This window comes from Casimicrobium huifangae, from assembly GCF_009746125.1.
Taxonomy (GTDB): Bacteria; Pseudomonadota; Gammaproteobacteria; order Burkholderiales; family Casimicrobiaceae; genus Casimicrobium; species Casimicrobium huifangae.
The window spans coordinates 873,927-888,626 of sequence record NZ_CP041352.1; the positions used below are offsets into that span (position 1 = coordinate 873,927).

General features: G+C 63.2%; 17 protein-coding genes. 14 read left to right on the top strand and 3 right to left on the bottom strand.

Features of this window, described 5'->3' with window-relative positions:
• Positions 1 to 57: 57 nt before the first annotated feature.
• Together FKL89_RS03950 and ilvD are read right to left on the bottom strand one after the other, a co-directional pair.
• A complete protein-coding gene (locus tag FKL89_RS03950) occupies positions 58 to 510 on the bottom strand; it encodes a DUF3617 domain-containing protein (RefSeq protein ID WP_162527386.1) in 453 nt (150 codons plus the stop codon).
• Between the two features lie 145 nt (positions 511 to 655).
• Positions 656 to 2,332: a dihydroxy-acid dehydratase gene (ilvD, locus tag FKL89_RS03955; protein ID WP_156861533.1), complete on the bottom strand. Its 1,677-nt coding sequence runs from the start codon at positions 2,330 to 2,332 to the stop codon at positions 656 to 658.
• 184 nt (positions 2,333 to 2,516) lie between these two features.
• Between ilvD and lgt the strand changes: the two genes are divergently transcribed.
• On the top strand, positions 2,517 to 3,296 hold the full coding sequence (lgt, locus tag FKL89_RS03960; protein ID WP_156861534.1) for a prolipoprotein diacylglyceryl transferase: 780 nt from the start codon (positions 2,517 to 2,519) through the stop codon (positions 3,294 to 3,296).
• Between the two features lie 22 nt (positions 3,297 to 3,318).
• A complete protein-coding gene (locus tag FKL89_RS03965; RefSeq protein ID WP_156861535.1) occupies positions 3,319 to 4,452 on the top strand; it encodes a hypothetical protein in 1,134 nt (377 codons plus the stop codon).
• 48 nt (positions 4,453 to 4,500) lie between these two features.
• Here FKL89_RS03965 and FKL89_RS03970 read toward each other — a convergent pair whose 3' ends face one another.
• Positions 4,501 to 4,872 (bottom strand): FxsA family protein, encoded by a 372-nt coding sequence (locus FKL89_RS03970; RefSeq protein WP_162527387.1) that lies wholly within the window; start codon positions 4,870 to 4,872, stop codon positions 4,501 to 4,503.
• An 84-nt stretch (positions 4,873 to 4,956) separates the two neighbouring features.
• Here FKL89_RS03970 and FKL89_RS03975 point away from each other — a divergent pair, with 84 nt between their 5' ends.
• The 12 genes from FKL89_RS03975 to queE all read left to right on the top strand — a co-directional run bounded on the left by FKL89_RS03975 (position 4,957) and on the right by queE (position 14,649).
• Positions 4,957 to 5,535 carry a protein-disulfide reductase DsbD N-terminal domain-containing protein gene (locus FKL89_RS03975; protein ID WP_156861537.1) on the top strand — a complete coding sequence of 193 codons (579 nt, stop codon included), beginning with the start codon at positions 4,957 to 4,959 and terminating at the stop codon, positions 5,533 to 5,535.
• A 21-nt stretch (positions 5,536 to 5,556) separates the two neighbouring features.
• The gene (locus tag FKL89_RS03980; RefSeq protein ID WP_162527388.1) at positions 5,557 to 6,078 is read left to right on the top strand and encodes a TlpA family protein disulfide reductase; all 522 of its coding nucleotides are present in this window, start codon (positions 5,557 to 5,559) and stop codon (positions 6,076 to 6,078) included.
• A 350-nt stretch (positions 6,079 to 6,428) separates the two neighbouring features.
• On the top strand, positions 6,429 to 6,938 hold the full coding sequence (aroQ, locus tag FKL89_RS03985; RefSeq protein ID WP_156861539.1) for a type II 3-dehydroquinate dehydratase: 510 nt from the start codon (positions 6,429 to 6,431) through the stop codon (positions 6,936 to 6,938).
• Positions 6,939 to 7,079: 141 nt separating this feature from the next.
• Entirely contained in the window at positions 7,080 to 7,565 is a 486-nt protein-coding gene (gene accB / locus FKL89_RS03990; RefSeq protein ID WP_156861540.1) for an acetyl-CoA carboxylase biotin carboxyl carrier protein, read from the top strand.
• Positions 7,566 to 7,619: 54 nt separating this feature from the next.
• Positions 7,620 to 8,978 carry an acetyl-CoA carboxylase biotin carboxylase subunit gene (gene accC / locus FKL89_RS03995; protein ID WP_156864533.1) on the top strand — a complete coding sequence of 453 codons (1,359 nt, stop codon included), beginning with the start codon at positions 7,620 to 7,622 and terminating at the stop codon, positions 8,976 to 8,978.
• Positions 8,979 to 9,074: 96 nt separating this feature from the next.
• Positions 9,075 to 9,989, top strand: coding sequence for a 50S ribosomal protein L11 methyltransferase (prmA, locus tag FKL89_RS04000; protein WP_337786223.1), 915 nt, complete (start codon positions 9,075 to 9,077; stop codon positions 9,987 to 9,989).
• A gap of 61 nt (positions 9,990 to 10,050) precedes the next feature.
• A complete protein-coding gene (locus FKL89_RS04005) occupies positions 10,051 to 11,079 on the top strand; it encodes a DUF3426 domain-containing protein (RefSeq protein ID WP_156861542.1) in 1,029 nt (342 codons plus the stop codon).
• 42 nt (positions 11,080 to 11,121) lie between these two features.
• The gene (locus tag FKL89_RS04010) at positions 11,122 to 12,246 is read left to right on the top strand and encodes a VanZ family protein (protein WP_238363480.1); all 1,125 of its coding nucleotides are present in this window, start codon (positions 11,122 to 11,124) and stop codon (positions 12,244 to 12,246) included.
• Positions 12,243 to 12,854: an alpha/beta hydrolase gene (locus FKL89_RS04015; protein ID WP_156861546.1), complete on the top strand. Its 612-nt coding sequence runs from the start codon at positions 12,243 to 12,245 to the stop codon at positions 12,852 to 12,854. The genes FKL89_RS04010 and FKL89_RS04015 overlap by 4 nt, the downstream gene beginning before the upstream one ends.
• An 18-nt stretch (positions 12,855 to 12,872) precedes the next feature.
• A complete protein-coding gene (hemJ, locus tag FKL89_RS04020) occupies positions 12,873 to 13,295 on the top strand; it encodes a protoporphyrinogen oxidase HemJ (protein WP_156861548.1) in 423 nt (140 codons plus the stop codon).
• A complete protein-coding gene (queC, locus tag FKL89_RS04025; RefSeq protein WP_156861550.1) occupies positions 13,295 to 14,014 on the top strand; it encodes a 7-cyano-7-deazaguanine synthase QueC in 720 nt (239 codons plus the stop codon). The genes hemJ and queC overlap by 1 nt, the downstream gene beginning before the upstream one ends.
• On the top strand, positions 14,011 to 14,649 hold the full coding sequence (gene queE / locus FKL89_RS04030) for a 7-carboxy-7-deazaguanine synthase (protein ID WP_156861552.1): 639 nt from the start codon (positions 14,011 to 14,013) through the stop codon (positions 14,647 to 14,649). The genes queC and queE overlap by 4 nt, the downstream gene beginning before the upstream one ends.
• Positions 14,650 to 14,700: the final 51 nt, after the last annotated feature.

Sequence of the window (14,700 nt, forward strand, 5' to 3'; positions counted from 1 at the left end):
CGGATGTCTGTAGTGCGCGGTAGTGCCACTGACGCGCAGTCGCACCAGCAATCCCGATCAACTCTGGCAGTCTCCGGCACGCACCGCGCGAATCACTTCCTTGCGGTGCTGTTTCTCGCCGAACTTGGTGCCGATGGTGTCGACTTCGGCGGTGTATTCGGTCGGGCTTACGATAGTGATCACTGTGGTGTTTTCGCCGCGAATGCCGGGCAAACGGCAGGTGGCGTGAACTTTGTAGCGGTTGTCGCCCACCTTGCTGTCCTCAGTCTTGCACAGCAGATTGGTGATCGAAAGTACCCGCGAGATTTCCTTGCGCGGGCTGGCGCAATATTCGGTGTTGCGCGTTTCGTACTCAACCGGGTTGAGGTCAAGCTTCTCGATCTTGCGTTCCACCTTCCACAGGCCGGGCTGAAGCTGGTCGAGCGGAATGGAATCAATCGCGTGCACCGGCAGGCAAGCCGCAGCCATCGGCAGCACGAGCGTCAGAAGGGGGAAATGACGAAGGTTCATGGCAAACAACAACGCCTCGGCCAGACAATTGTTGACGTGGCGGGACGACGGGCCGGGAAGCAGAACCTCGAAAACTGTAGCCTGGCTGCTCGCAGCCGGGTGCGTGCGCCGGAACCCGGACGCAAGCATCCGGGCTACCTTGTGGCTACAGATCGGTCACGGCACCTTTGCTCGCGCTCGAAGCCAGCAGCGCAAACTTGGACATCACGCCCCTGGTGTAGCGGGGCGGCGGTGCCGTCCACTTGGCACGGCGCGCGGCGATGGTCGCTTCGTCCACGTTGAGCTGGATCAGTAGCTGGTGCGCATCCACTGTGATCGAGTCGCCTTCTTCCACCAGCGCCAGCAATCCGCCCACCTGTGCCTCCGGTGCGATGTGGCCGACCACCATGCCCCAGGTGCCACCCGAAAAGCGGCCGTCGGTGATCAGCGCGACGGTTTCGCCCATGCCCTTGCCGATGATGGCGCTGGTCGGGGCCAGCATTTCGCGCATGCCGGGGCCGCCCTTCGGCCCCTCGTAGCGCAACACCAGCACATCACCGTGGTTGATCCTGTTCGCCATGATGGCGTCCATGCACTCCGGCTCACTGTTGAACACGCGGGCCGGGCCGGTCAGCACCGGGTTTTTGAGGCCGGTGATCTTGGCCACGCAGCCCTCGGGCGCCAGATTGCCTTTGAGGATGGCGAGATGGCCCTGGGCGTAGAGCGGATTGTCCGGCTGGCGAATGACGTCCTGATCCTTGCGCGGCAGGTCAGGTACGTTGGCCAGCTCTTCGGCCATTGTGCGGCCGGTGATCGTCATGCAGTCGCCGTGCAGCAAGCCCTTGTTGAGCAACAGCTTCAGCACTTGCGGCACGCCGCCGACTGCGTGCAGATCGGTCATGACGTACTGGCCCGAGGGCTTCAAGTCGCACAGCACCGGCACCTTCTTGCGCATGCGCTCGAAGTCGTCGATGGTCCAGTCGATGCCTGCGGCGTGGGTGATGGCCAGGTAGTGCAGCACGGCATTGGTGGAGCCACCGGTCGCCATGATCAACGCGACGGCGTTCTCAATCGACTTCTTGTTGATGATGTCGAGCGGCTTCAAATCCTTCTTGATCGCTTCGACCAGAACCCGGCTCGATTCGGCCACGCTGTCGGCCTTTTCCGGGTCGGGGTTGGCCATCGACGATGAACCGAGCAGGCTCATGCCGAGCGCTTCGAACGAGGACGACATGGTGTTTGCGGTGTACATGCCGCCACAGGCGCCGTTGGTCGGGCAGGCGTGCTTTTCGATGCCGTCGAAATCTTCCTGGCTGATGGTGCCTGCCGCCATCTTGCCTACCGCTTCGAACGGCGACACGATGGTCAGCGGCTGGCCTTTCCAGTGCCCCGGCTTGATGGTGCCGCCGTAGCAGTAAATCGCCGGAATGTTCATGCGGCACATCGCAATCATGCCGCCGGGCATGTTCTTGTCACAGGCGCCGATCACCAGCACACCGTCCATCATCTGGCTTTGCGTGGCAGTCTCAATGGCATCGGCGATCACCTCGCGCGACACCAGCGAATACTTCATCCCCTCGGTGCCCATGCTGATGCCGTCGGTGACGGTGATGACGCCGTACATCTGTGGCATGCCGCCGGCGGCCTTGATTGCCTCAACCGCACGATCAGCCAGCGGCTGGATGCCGGCGTTGCAGGGGTTTAACGTGCTGTGGCCATTGGCGACGCCGACAATGGGCTTCTCAAAATCGCCGTCGCCGAAGCCGACGGCGCGAAGCATGGCGCGGTTGGGGGAACGGGCGACACCCGCGGTGATGAGTTTGCTGCGGCGGTTGTAGGACATGTTCTTTGGAGGACGAATGACGAAGGACGGATGACGAAACAGAAGCGCGGCAACGCCCGCTTGCTGCTGGCTATTCTCTCACCCCACCCTGTCCGCCTTACACTCGCAGTCCGTCCAGTGACGAACGGCCGTTTCGCGGCTGGACTTCGTCATTCGTCATTCGTCTTTTCGTCCTGCGAAGCAAATGCTGATTCACCCCGAAATCGACCCGATCGCTGTTCAAATCGGCCCGCTGGCTGTGCGCTGGTACGGGCTGATGTATCTTGCCGCGTTCGCCATGTTTCTGCTGCTCGGTCGCTATCGGGCGCGGCAGCAGATCCTCAAGGGCTGGAAGCCTGCCGATCTCGACGATCTGCTGCTCTACGGCATTCTTGGTGTGGTGCTCGGCGGGCGCATCGGCTATTGCCTGTTCTACAAACCAGGCTACTACCTTGCCAATCCGCTGGAAATTTTTGCCGTGTGGCAGGGTGGCATGAGCTTTCATGGCGGCCTGCTCGGCGTACTTTTTGCCATGTGGCTTTACGGACGGCGCACCGAGCGGCCTTTCTGGCGGGTGATGGATTTCATCGCGCCGCTGGTGCCACCGGGCCTGGGCGCGGGGCGCATGGGCAATTTCATCAACGCCGAGCTGCCGGGCCGCGCGGCCGACCCGTCACTGCCGTGGGCGATGGTGTTCCCGCATGTAGATCAGATCCCGCGCCACCCGTCGCAGCTGTACCAGTTCTTTGCAGAAGGCGTGGTGCTGTTCGTGCTGGTCTGGCTGTTCTCGCGCAAATCCCGCCCGGACGGTCGCGTCGCCGGCATGTTCGCGCTTGGCTACGGCGCACTGCGTTTCACCACCGAGTTCTTCCGCGAGCCGGACAGCTTCCTGGGTTTCCTGTCGCTCGGGTTGACGATGGGGCAGTGGCTTTGCGTGCCGCTGATGGCGATTGGGGTCTGGTTGCTGGTGCGGCGGGTGAAGTAGTGCGCGTCCGCAGGTAGCGAGCATGAAGCGCCGTTTGGCGGTCGTTCTTGTCGGGATGGTGGTACTCGCCGCGCTGTGGTTCGCCTTTGGCCACCCAAACGACGCGACGCCGACTCAAACTCACGCGGCGGCAGAAGCGCCGGCGCCCAGCCGCGTGCCGCCACGGGATGGCTTGCCTTCGCGCGTGCTGAACAGCGGGATTGCATCGGTTTCGACCCCGTCTGTGCGCATGTGGCCGGAGCAGAAACTGCCGTTCACAACACGCGCGCGTCACCTTAGCGTGCGGGACCTGCAATGGGATGCAGCAATCGCCGGAAGCCCGGCAGCCGCCGCTGAAGCGTTGCAGTGGAGCCTGTATTGCATGTCGACGTACATGGCACGACCAACCGCCTCCGGGGCCGAAAGCATCTATCCAATACCGATGCGCTGGCCTGACAAGGTACTCGCTGCGGTTTCATGGTACTACCGGGAAGCGGCGGCGGCTCGCGCACGTGGAGAACAGTTGGACGAGGCGGCGTATCAGGCGTCGCTGTCACCAGATGAGGTGGCGCGTCCTGTGGCCCTGTCGCCCGAGCAGGCTGCGTACCGCTTTTCGCTCATGGAAGCGGCCCAATCAGAGTGCGCGGGACCCGGCGTGGGGGCGTGGCGCGAAGCGCTACTCAAGTCGGTCAAGGCAGGTGGGTCGCCTCTGGCGGACTTGCTCAATGCGCGACAACCAACCGTGCGTCCCGAGTCTGACGATGATCGCCGCAAGACCAACGCTATATACCGTGAGGCTATCGAACGCGCCATTCGCGAGGGCGACTTGCCGGCGCTTCAAACTTGGGCGCGCTTCACATCAAACGTCGAAGTCGACTGGGGCGGTCGGGGAATTGACGGTTGGGAGCTTTCGGCGCTGCACATGGACGGTGGGCGACTTGCCCTGCAGCTGGCACTGTGTGACATCGCGGTCGACTGCAGCGCCGATGGGTTCGCGGCGCGGTCAGTCTGTATGGACTACGGAGCCTGTAATGGGGCGACTTTGTCCGCGCGGCTCCGCCAGGCACTTGGTCGGGACGGCCTCGCACCGGACGTGCTCGACACGGCCGCAGCGGAAATTCGAGACAGCATTGAATCGGGCAACCTCGAGAAATTCAACCTCCACCGCAGGTTCTGAAGCAATCGACCGCAGCGTGGATCAGGTGCGCAAAAACGACTGAGCGCGCTACTCCACCCGCCGGAACTCCCCATCCATCGTCCGCGGTCCGCTGGCGGTGACGGTGGCAGGTTGGGCGACGGCGCGACTCGGGATCAACAGCAGAAACAGCGCGAAAACGTCGCTGAGAAAGCCGGGCGCCAGCAGTAGCAGGGCGGCGAGCAGTCGGCGGCCGCTGTCAAATACGATGGGGCGCAGCGTCATGCTTTGCATTGCGGCAGCGAAACGGCTGCGCAGATTTCGCGTTTCCCGCTTGAAGATGGTCACACCGAATATGACGCCTGGAACAAACAGAGCCCAGCCCGGAACGTTCAGCGCTTCGGCCAATCGAAGGGTGGCGTAGATGTCGAGCATCGGCAGCGCAACTAAAATTCCAAGCATTACCAGTGGCATGAATGACTCCCAACGGGTTCCGGCGCCGGCAGGTCCGTGCCACCGAAATCAACGCAATACGTGGTGCATAGTATGACAGCAGCCATCAAAAAAAGTGCGCCAGCGACGGCTGGCTGGCGCAATGCATGGGTGGCTGTTGCGGTTTGCGGACTGCTTTCGCTCGCCGTCAGCGCCCAGTCGTCGGCACCACGCACCGCGTCGGCGCCGGTGGGCTCGGCGTCTCCCGCAACATTGCCTGCACCGTTGCCGGTAGATGAAGCATTTCCGATCACGGCGGCGCTGGAACGCGGCAAGTATGTGCTGCGCGTTGACGTGATGCCGGGGCACTATCTTTATCGTGACCGCTTCGAGCTGTCGGCCGGCGGCCGCGCGCTTGTCAACCTCTCGCTGCCGAAGGGCAAGATGAAGCAGGACCCGAATTTTGGCCGGGTGGAGATTTACGACCAGCCGTTACAACTGGTTGCGGCCTCGCCCGCCGCCGCAGCAGGCGAGCTGAAACTCGTCTTTCAGGGCTGCTCGGAGGAGGCCGGGGTTTGCTACCCGCCGACCACGCGGACGTTCCGGCCCGCCGCTGACGGCAAGGAAGTAGCGGCGGTGGAAGGCGGGAGTACCAGTTTCAAGCAGCAGTTTCGCAAGCGCGTGAGTCAGTGAGAGTGAGCGATGAGTGAAGCGATGAGCGGCGGACGCCGGGCCCTGTTGCTTGGCGCGGCCGGTGTTTCGGCCTGCGCCGTGGGCGTGCTGGGTGGGCACTGGTGGCTGACGCGCGGCGTGGTGAAGGGCGAGGAGGCCAAGCTGCTGGGCGCCAGCTTCGAGGGACTGGACGGTGGCAAACCGACGCCGATGTCCACCTGGCAGGGCAAAACGCTGGTGATCAACTTCTGGGCGACTTGGTGTGGGCCGTGCCGTGAAGAAATGCCTGAATTCGTGAAGGCTCAGAAGGACTTTGGGGCTAAAGGCCTGCAATTGGTTGGCATCGCCGTTGATCGTCGCGAACCCGTGCAGCGATTCGTCAAGGAAATCGGCGTCAACTATCCAGTTCTGCTGGCTGACGTGGCGTGGCTGGACGAACTGAAGGCGATGGGTAACCCGCAGAGCGTATTGCCGTTCTCGTTGGCTGTTTCGCCAGCCGGAGAAGTGTTGCTTCGTCGTGTAGGTCGCCTCAAGTACAGCGAAATTGCGTCGATGATCGGCTAATTTCAGCTCCAGACTGGCTGCCGATTTGAGGCAGGAATGGGCCGGCACGGGATGGTCAGCTTTTCGCCGTAGCCCGCATCCAATAAGGGCTGAACGCTAAAAAGAGCGAAGAGTTGACTTTATGGAATTTTAGGCTATAAGCCCAGCTTGTAAGCCATTCTCGTGGCAAAGCCATATGGCGATTGACTCGATCGCTGGCCGCGCCTCGCGGGCTCGCTGGGCGGCATCCCCCGATCAAATTGCCCGGAAAATTCTGTCGCTATCTGGCAACAAATCCGGATTTCAGGCAAACTATCGCCTATCTCAATTCAACTCGCCTTGATTTTTTTGATCGATGCGAGTCATTCTTGATGGCGAAAGACGCTAAATCGGCCGCTGCAAAGGCCGACAAGTCACGCAAATCGGACAAGGAGACGGCGCCTCGCCTGCTCCTGCTGCACGGGCCGAACCTGAACCTGCTTGGCACCCGGGAACCCGAGAAGTACGGATCGACGACTCTCGCCCAACTCGAGTCGCATCTGGTCAAGCGCGCCGAAAAGGCCGGTTTTGAGCTCGATTGCCTGCAAAGCAATCACGAAGGCGTGCTGCTTGACCGCATCCACGCCAGCCGTACCGACGGCACCCGCGCCTGCATCATTAACGCGGGCGCCTTCACCCACACCAGTGTGGCCCTGCGCGACGCCTTTGCCGGCGCTTCGCTGCCGTTCATCGAAGTCCACATCACCAATGTGCATGCGCGGGAGGAATTTCGCCATCACTCTTATCTGAGCGCCATTGCGCGCGGCATCATCGTAGGAATGGGCGTGCGTGGCTATGACCTCGCGCTCGACTTCCTGATTACGGAATACGGCAACCGCTGACCGCGGCGCTGCCGTCAATTTGCCCAAACGCCCACCCGGCTCCGGCAAACACCCCATCAACCACGTAGTACACGCCAGTAGTACAACGGCTGCGGCGCCACCCGCGGCAACCGCAATCTTCCAGCAGAGGAGACCCGTCGCATGGACCTGCGCAAACTGAAGACACTTATCGAACTCGTTCAGGAGTCCGGCATTGCCGAACTGGAGGTGACCGAGGGTGAGGAAAAGGTGCGAATTACCCGCACCGTCGCCAACACTGTCCCGCCGATGATGCATTACGCCGCGCCGATGATGGGCGCCATGCCTGCGCCGGCCGTGGCGGCTGCGCCGGCGGTTGCTGCGGCGGCCGCCGCACCCGCAGCCGCTGCACCGGCGGCACCGGCCGAGCCGGTGGGCCACCAGGTCAAGTCGCCAATGGTCGGCACTTTCTACCGCGCACCCTCGCCGGGCGCCAAGCCGTTTGTCGAAGTGGGCAGCACAGTCACTGCGGGTGACACGCTTTGCATTATCGAGGCCATGAAGCTCATGAACGAGATCGAGGCTGACAAGTCCGGCGTCGTCAAGGCCGCGCTGGTCGAATCCGGTCAGGCCGTCGAATACGGCCAGGCCTTGTTCATCATCGAATAGATCAAGATCACGATGGCGCTCTCCCTTGCCTCGGCCAAGAAGCCGGAATCACAGATGTTCGACAAGGTCCTGATCGCCAACCGCGGCGAGATCGCGCTGCGCATCCAGCGTGCCTGCCGCGAGATGGGCATCAAGACGGTGGTGGTGCATTCCGAAGCGGATGCCGATGCCAAGTACGTCAAGCTGGCCGACGAATCGGTTTGCATCGGCCCGGCGCCGTCGGCACAGAGCTACCTCAATGTCCCGGCGATCATCGCCGCAGCCGAGGTGACCGACGCGCAGGCGATCCACCCCGGCTATGGCTTTCTGTCAGAAAACGCGGATTTCTCGGAAAAGGTCGAGAAGTCTGGCTTCGTATTCATCGGGCCACGCGCCGAGACCATTCGCCTGATGGGCGACAAGGTATCGGCCAAGGCGGCGATGAAAAAGGCCGGCGTTCCGGTGGTGCCGGGTGTTGACGGCGCGCTGCCGGACGACCCGCGCGAGATCATCAAAATCGCCCGCACCATCGGCTATCCGGTCATCATCAAGGCCTCGGGCGGCGGCGGTGGCCGCGGCATGCGCGTGGTGCAGACCGAGGCGGCGCTGATCAACGCCGTCACCCTCACCAAGGGTGAAGCGCTGGCGGCGTTCGGCAACGGCACGGTCTACATGGAAAAATTCCTGGAGAACCCGCGCCACATCGAGATCCAGATCCTGGCCGATCAGCACAAGAACGCCGTTTATCTCGGCGAGCGCGACTGCTCGATGCAGCGCCGTCACCAGAAAATCATCGAAGAAGGCCCGGCGCCGGGCATCCCGGAGCGTCTGATCGCCAAGATTGGCGAGCGTTGCGCCGAGGCCTGCAAGAAGATCGGCTATCGCGGCGCCGGTACCTTCGAGTTCCTGTACGAAGACGGCGAGTTCTACTTTATCGAGATGAACACTCGCGTGCAGGTTGAGCATCCGGTCACTGAGCTGATCACCGGGGTGGACATCGTACAGGAGCAGATCAAGATCGCTGCCAATCAGAAGATGACACTTCGTCAGAAAGACATCATCAAAAAAGGCCACGCGATCGAATGCCGCATCAACGCGGAAGACCCGAACAGTTTCGTGCCTTCGCCGGGGCGCATCACCAGCTGGCACGCGCCGGGCGGGCCTGGCATCCGCGTCGATTCGCATGCCTACAACGGCTACTTCGTGCCGCCGAACTATGACTCGATGGTGGGCAAACTGCTTGCCTACGGCGCCACGCGTGAGCAGGCCATCGCCCGCATGCGCATCGCGCTCTCCGAGATGATCGTCGAAGGCATCAAGACCAACATTCCGTTGCACCGTGAACTGATGGACGATGCCCAGTTCGTCAAGGGCGGCTTCTCGATTCATTACCTCGAGCAGCGGATGGCGAAGCTGGCCGAGCGGCGGAAGTAGTTTGCGCTTGCGCGCAGGACGTCGCCGCTTCGCGGCTAAGACGACGGCGCCGCCGGCGCCTATGACGACGCGCCTCATGGCGCTAGGACGCGAAGTATGGCGATGACTTGGATCGAAATTTCGGGGCCGGTCAAGGGTGACGCAGCGGACGCGATTGCGGACGCGCTACTTGAGGCCGGCGCACTGGCAGTGGATGTTGCCGACCTGCACGCTGAAAGCGATGCCGAGCAGCCCATCTTCGGCGAGCCAGGTATGCCGCTTTCCCAGCGGTGGGCCGATAGCCGCATCGCGGCGCTCTTCGATGGCGATGTAGCGACCGAGGATATCGAGGCGCTGTGGCAGACGTTGCGCGACGATGTCAACGGTGACGCTGTTGTGCTCGGTCCGCATGAATTCCGCGTGGTGCCGGAGACTGACTGGGTGCGGGCGACGCAGGCGCAGTTTGAGCCGATCCAGATCACGTCAAAGCTCTGGATTGTGCCGACCTGGTGCGAGCTGCCCGATCCGGCCGCCATCAACCTGCGTGTCGATCCCGGCCTCGCGTTCGGGACCGGCACCCATCCCACCACCCGGCTTTGCCTGCAGTGGCTCAGCGATCTGCCGCTCGCCGGACGCACGGTGCTGGACTACGGCTGCGGCTCAGGCATTCTGGCGATGGCTGCTTCGGCGCTGGGCGCAGCTGAGGTGATCGGTGTCGATATTGATCCGCAGGCCGTGGAGACGGCACGGCTGAACACGGCAGCAAACAGGTTGACCGCCAGCTACGCCGTGTCGGACGCCGAGATCAATCGCCAGTTCGACATTGTGGTCGCCAACATTCTCGCCGGCCCGTTGACGGTGCTGGCGCCGGCCATTTGCGCTCACGTCAAGGCGGGTGGGCAACTGGCGCTCGCCGGAATCCTGCCGCCGCAGATCGACCGGATCACCGACGCCTACGCGCCATGGATCGCGATGACGGTGATCGCCGAGCGCGACGGCTGGGTGTGCATGAGCGGAACTCGAGCGCCCTGAGCCCGCAGCCACGCACCTGCGCGCGGCCATCACCCGAGGGTGCCTACGCTACGATTGCAGCATGACGGCCATCACCCAGGTTTCAGCAGTGACGCGGTGCCCCCATTGCGGCGCCAAGTTCCGCGTGCGCGCGGAGCAGGTCAAGCCGCACGCCGGGCTGGTTCGCTGTGGTGCCTGTCGCGGCATTTTCGATGCCGTCGAACACCTGATTGAAGGCACCCTGCCACCCATCACCACACATGATGACGAGACGGGCGACCCACCGCGCACCATCATTCAGGCCATGCCTGCGGTGGAGCAACCCGCGCCTGCACCGTCAACGACGGCAGCGGGAGCTCCGGCGGCGCCCGCGCCGTCAGCGGCCCGCACGGCCGCCCCAGCAGCGCCGACAACGACGGTTTCCAGCAAGAACCCGCTGCGCATCGCGCCGAGTCCGTCTCCGACGACCGATACCGGCAAGCAAGAGGTGCAGGTCAGGAACATGGACGCCGCGGGTGCGCCGTCAACTCCGGCAACGGCGTTTGACGAAAATCCCGCCGGCACAGCGACAGTAACCAGCACCGGTGAGACGGATCACTATCGCTGGCGACCAGCGCCGCAAAAGGCAACCCGAGGCTCGCGCCTGGCCTATGGACTGCTGTCGGTGCTCGCTATCGTGGCGCTCTCAGCGCAGGGGGCTTATTTCTTTCGTGACGAGCTGGCGAGTCGCGTCCCGGCATTTGCGCCAACGCTGGCGGTCGCCTGCGAGCACATCGGTTGCCGACTGGAACCACCACGGCGCACCGACGCACTGGGCTTCGTCGGTGCTGATCTCGCGGCAGATCCCGCCCACAAGGGTTTGCTGGTGTTCACCGCAACATTGCGCAACAGCGGCCAGCAGGCAGTGGCGTTTCCCCACCTGATTCTGACCCTCGATGGCTTGAGTGGCGAGATGGTCGCGCGCAAGGTCTTCACTCCTGCGGAATTTGCGCCGGCGACAGCCAACCTCGGTCGCGGCCTCGACGGTGGTGCCGAGATTGAAGTCAAGCTCTATCTCGATGCCAGCCAGTCCAACGTGGTGGGCTTCAAGATTGATCACGCCTATCTCTGATCTTCAGCAATCGGCTGGCGCCCCCAATAACGCGGGGTTGTGGTGACGGACCCGCTGACGCCGCACCGGCAGGGTGCTTTGGCAATCTGGGTGGCAATCATCTGTGTTGGCGTCATCGTTTACGCCAGCCTGCAACCGTTCACCGGCTGGACTGCGCTGCCTTCGACGGCCCGATTCTTTCTCTGGCAACTGCCGCAGCGGGTACTTTGGAACGACGTTGCCTTCAATATCTGCGCCTACGTTCCGCTTGGTGCCGCGCTCGTGCTCGTATGGCCACGCCAGCTGTCGCGTCGGCGCCGCGTGGGGCTGACAGCAGCCTTTGCGGTGATCCTGTCATTCCTGATGGAAACTGCGCAAATGTGGTTGCCAACGCGTTTCGCCAGTACGCTGGACATGCTCGCCAACGCCGCTGGCGCGTTCCTCGGCGCGCTACTTGGCTTGTTGCTCACTGCCTCCGACCGCCTGACCGGTTGGGTCGCAGCACTACGCGAGCGCTGGGTGGTCAGCGGTGCCACCGGCGATCTGATGCTCGCCCTGTTGGCGGTATGGCTGCTGGCGCAGGTGAATCCGGCCATTCCCCTGTTCGCAGCGACTTTCCACCCCGGACAACAGGCGGCGTTTGAGCCCGCGGTGGTGGTGGTGGAGCTGACCCAGACCGCCGCGGCGCTGATAGGCATCGGGCTATTCACCGATCTCACCATGCGCCGGCGCTGGCTGGGCGGCGTTGCGCTGGTGCTGGTTATTGGCATCGCTGTGCTGATGAAGACCGCTGCAGCCCAGGCGGTGCTGAAGCCTGTGGCCTGGGACGAATGGCTGCGTCCCGGCAACGCGCTGGGACTGGCGACGGGTGCCTTCGCGCTGATGCTGCTGTTCTGGTTGCCGCGTCGCGCCAAGTCGATCCTGGCGGGCATTGCGCTGCTGACCGGCGTGCTGACTACGCTGTTGTTGCCTGACTTCATTTCCGCCAAGGCGCCGCTGTCTATCTTCAGCTGGAACTATGGCCACTTGCTGCATCTGAACGGGCTGACGCACACGGTGATCCTGGCGTGGCCTTTCATCGCCACCGCTGTCCTGTTGTGGCGGTTCGGCGCACCGGGCAAATCGCCTGACGCCGAGCCAGCAGCCACACAAACCGGGGCAGAAGCGACACCTAAAATGTCAGCATGAGCACCGCCACCCCCACGCTGATCGACGGCCCGGCAGGACCGCTGGAAATCGCGTTCCAGCAACCAGCTACGACCGCTGCAACCGCGCTGGCGCTGATCTGCCACCCGCACCCGGTGCATGGCGGCACCATGGACAACAAGGTGGTGCAGACGCTCGCCAAGGCGTTTCTGGAATTGGGCTACGCAACGATGCGCTTCAATTTCCGCGGCGTCGGCAAAAGCGCAGGCAACTTCGACGAAGGCATTGGAGAGACCGAGGATGCCGCCGCCGCGCTCGCGTGGGCGCGGGCACGGGTGTCGCCCTCGCTGCCGCTGATCGCGGCCGGTTTCTCGTTCGGCTGCTTCGTGCAGTCCCGTCTGCTGCCGCGCTCGCAGCCGCAGCAACTGGTGCTGGTGGGGCCGGCGGTGAGTCGTTTTCAACTGGCAGAGGTACCGAAGGACACGCTGGTCATTCATGGCGAAGAGGACGACGTGGTGCCGCTGGATGCCGTGATGGCGTGGGCGCGACCGCAGGGCCTGCCGGTCACCGTGTTCCCCGGCACCGGGCATTTCTTCCATGGCCGCTTGACCGAGCTGAAGGCGGTGGTCAAGCGCAACGGCCGCCTCTAATCCAACCGGAATATCACCATGCTCTGGGTCAAAGCCCTGCACATCATTTTCGTCACGACCTGGATGGCGGCGATCTTCTATCTGCCGCGGCTGTTCGTCTATCACGTGCAGGCGCTCAACGAGAGCGATACCCGCGGCAGCGAGCGCTTCAAGATCATGGAACGCAAACTGTTCAACGGCATCATGACACCCGGCGCCGTGCTCAGCATCGTGTTCGGCCTCTGGCTCTGGCTGGGCTACGGCATCAGTGGCGCGTGGCTGCATGCCAAGCTCACACTCGTGCTGCTGCTGGTCGCCTACCACGCGCTCTGCTGGAAGCACCTGCGCGCATTTCGCGATGACCGCAACACGCACTCCGACCGGTACTTCCGCATCATCAACGAACTGCCGGTGTTCCTGCTGTTTGGCATCGTGATCTTCGTTGTGGTGAAGCCGTTCTGATGGCTGCTGTTGCGACGATACCTTCGAAAGCTCTGGTGCTCTTTTCGGGCGGGCAGGATTCGACCACTTGCCTCGCCTGGGCGCTGTCGCAGTTCGCACACGTCGAAACCATCGGCTTTGATTACGGCCAGCGGCATCGTATCGAGATGGACGTGCGGCGGGAAACCCTGCGCGAACTACGCACCACCTTTCCCGAGTGGAGCACCCGGCTGGGCGACGATCATGTGATCGATCTCGCCGTGCTCGGTCAGATCAGCGAAACGTCGCTGACACGTGATGTTGCCATCGCCTATGAGCAGAGCGGCTTGCCCAACACTTTTGTGCCCGGCCGCAACCTGCTGTTCCTTACCTTCGCCGCCACCGTCGCGTATCGCCGTGGCCTCGACGTGCTGGTGGGCGGCATGTGCGAGACTGATTTCTCCGGCTACCCGGATTGCCGCGACAACACGATGAAGGCCATGCAACTCGCGCTGTCGCTCGGGTTGGACCGCAAGCTGCGCGTTGAAACACCGCTGATGTGGATCGACAAGGCGCAGACCTGGGCGCTTGCCGATCAGCTCGGCAGCGCCGCGCTCACCAACCTGATCGTTGAGCACACCCACACCTGCTACCACGGCGTGCGCGGTGAGCGGCACGACTGGGGCTACGGCTGCGGCGAATGCCCGGCCTGTGCGCTGCGCAAGGCAGGCCACGCCAAGTGGCGCGCGGGGCTCGTGTGACTTACTCCGTCAAGGAAATTTTCTACACGCTACAGGGCGAGGGCGCCAACGCGGGCCGCCCGGCGGTGTTCTGCCGCTTTGCCGGCTGCAACCTGTGGAGCGGCCTCGAACGTGATCGCGCCACCGCTGTCTGCCGGTTTTGCGATACAGATTTCGTTGGCACCGATGGCACGCGCGGCGGCAAATTCTCCAGCGCAGACGCGCTCGCTGATGTGGTCGCCAGCGAGTGGCCCGCGCCATCCCCGCGAGGCGCGCAACCGCTGGTGGTCTGCACCGGCGGTGAACCGCTGCTGCAACTGGATGCACCGCTGATCGCGGCCTTGCATGCGCGCGGCTTTGAGATCGCTGTTGAGACCAACGGCACCATCGCTGCACCTGAGGGTATCGACTGGATCTGCGTCAGCCCCAAGGCCGGCGCTGACCTCGTGCAGCGTCGCGGTCAGGAACTGAAGGTGGTAGTGCCGCAGCCGCTCGACTTTGCCGAGCTCGCCTCGTTCGATTTTGAGCATCGCTTCGTGCAACCGATGGACGGCCCCGACCGTGAGCGCAACACGCAGCTCGCCATCGACTGGTGCCTGCAGCATCCCGAGTGGCGGCTCTCGGTGCAGACGCACAAGGTCATCGGCATCCGCTGATTTTCCTTCTGGTGGGAGCCGGCTCGCCCGCGAATGTGTGTGAGTCAGCCA

Bases quoted from the DNA above. Each gene is read 5' to 3' on its own strand.
- FKL89_RS03950 (WP_162527386.1), bottom strand. From the start codon at position 510: ATGAACCTTCGTCATTTCCCCCTTCTGACGCTCGTGCTGCCGATGGCT.
- ilvD (WP_156861533.1), bottom strand. From the start codon at position 2,332: ATGTCCTACAACCGCCGCAGCAAACTCATCACCGCGGGTGTCGCCCGT.
- lgt (WP_156861534.1), top strand. From the start codon at position 2,517: ATGCTGATTCACCCCGAAATCGACCCGATCGCTGTTCAAATCGGCCCG.
- FKL89_RS03965 (WP_156861535.1), top strand. From the start codon at position 3,319: ATGAAGCGCCGTTTGGCGGTCGTTCTTGTCGGGATGGTGGTACTCGCC.
- FKL89_RS03970 (WP_162527387.1), bottom strand. From the start codon at position 4,872: ATGCTTGGAATTTTAGTTGCGCTGCCGATGCTCGACATCTACGCCACC.
- FKL89_RS03975 (WP_156861537.1), top strand. From the start codon at position 4,957: ATGACAGCAGCCATCAAAAAAAGTGCGCCAGCGACGGCTGGCTGGCGC.
- FKL89_RS03980 (WP_162527388.1), top strand. From the start codon at position 5,557: ATGAGCGGCGGACGCCGGGCCCTGTTGCTTGGCGCGGCCGGTGTTTCG.
- aroQ (WP_156861539.1), top strand. From the start codon at position 6,429: ATGGCGAAAGACGCTAAATCGGCCGCTGCAAAGGCCGACAAGTCACGC.
- accB (WP_156861540.1), top strand. From the start codon at position 7,080: ATGGACCTGCGCAAACTGAAGACACTTATCGAACTCGTTCAGGAGTCC.
- accC (WP_156864533.1), top strand. From the start codon at position 7,620: ATGTTCGACAAGGTCCTGATCGCCAACCGCGGCGAGATCGCGCTGCGC.
- prmA (WP_337786223.1), top strand. From the start codon at position 9,075: ATGGCGATGACTTGGATCGAAATTTCGGGGCCGGTCAAGGGTGACGCA.
- FKL89_RS04005 (WP_156861542.1), top strand. From the start codon at position 10,051: ATGACGGCCATCACCCAGGTTTCAGCAGTGACGCGGTGCCCCCATTGC.
- FKL89_RS04015 (WP_156861546.1), top strand. From the start codon at position 12,243: ATGAGCACCGCCACCCCCACGCTGATCGACGGCCCGGCAGGACCGCTG.
- hemJ (WP_156861548.1), top strand. From the start codon at position 12,873: ATGCTCTGGGTCAAAGCCCTGCACATCATTTTCGTCACGACCTGGATG.
- queC (WP_156861550.1), top strand. From the start codon at position 13,295: ATGGCTGCTGTTGCGACGATACCTTCGAAAGCTCTGGTGCTCTTTTCG.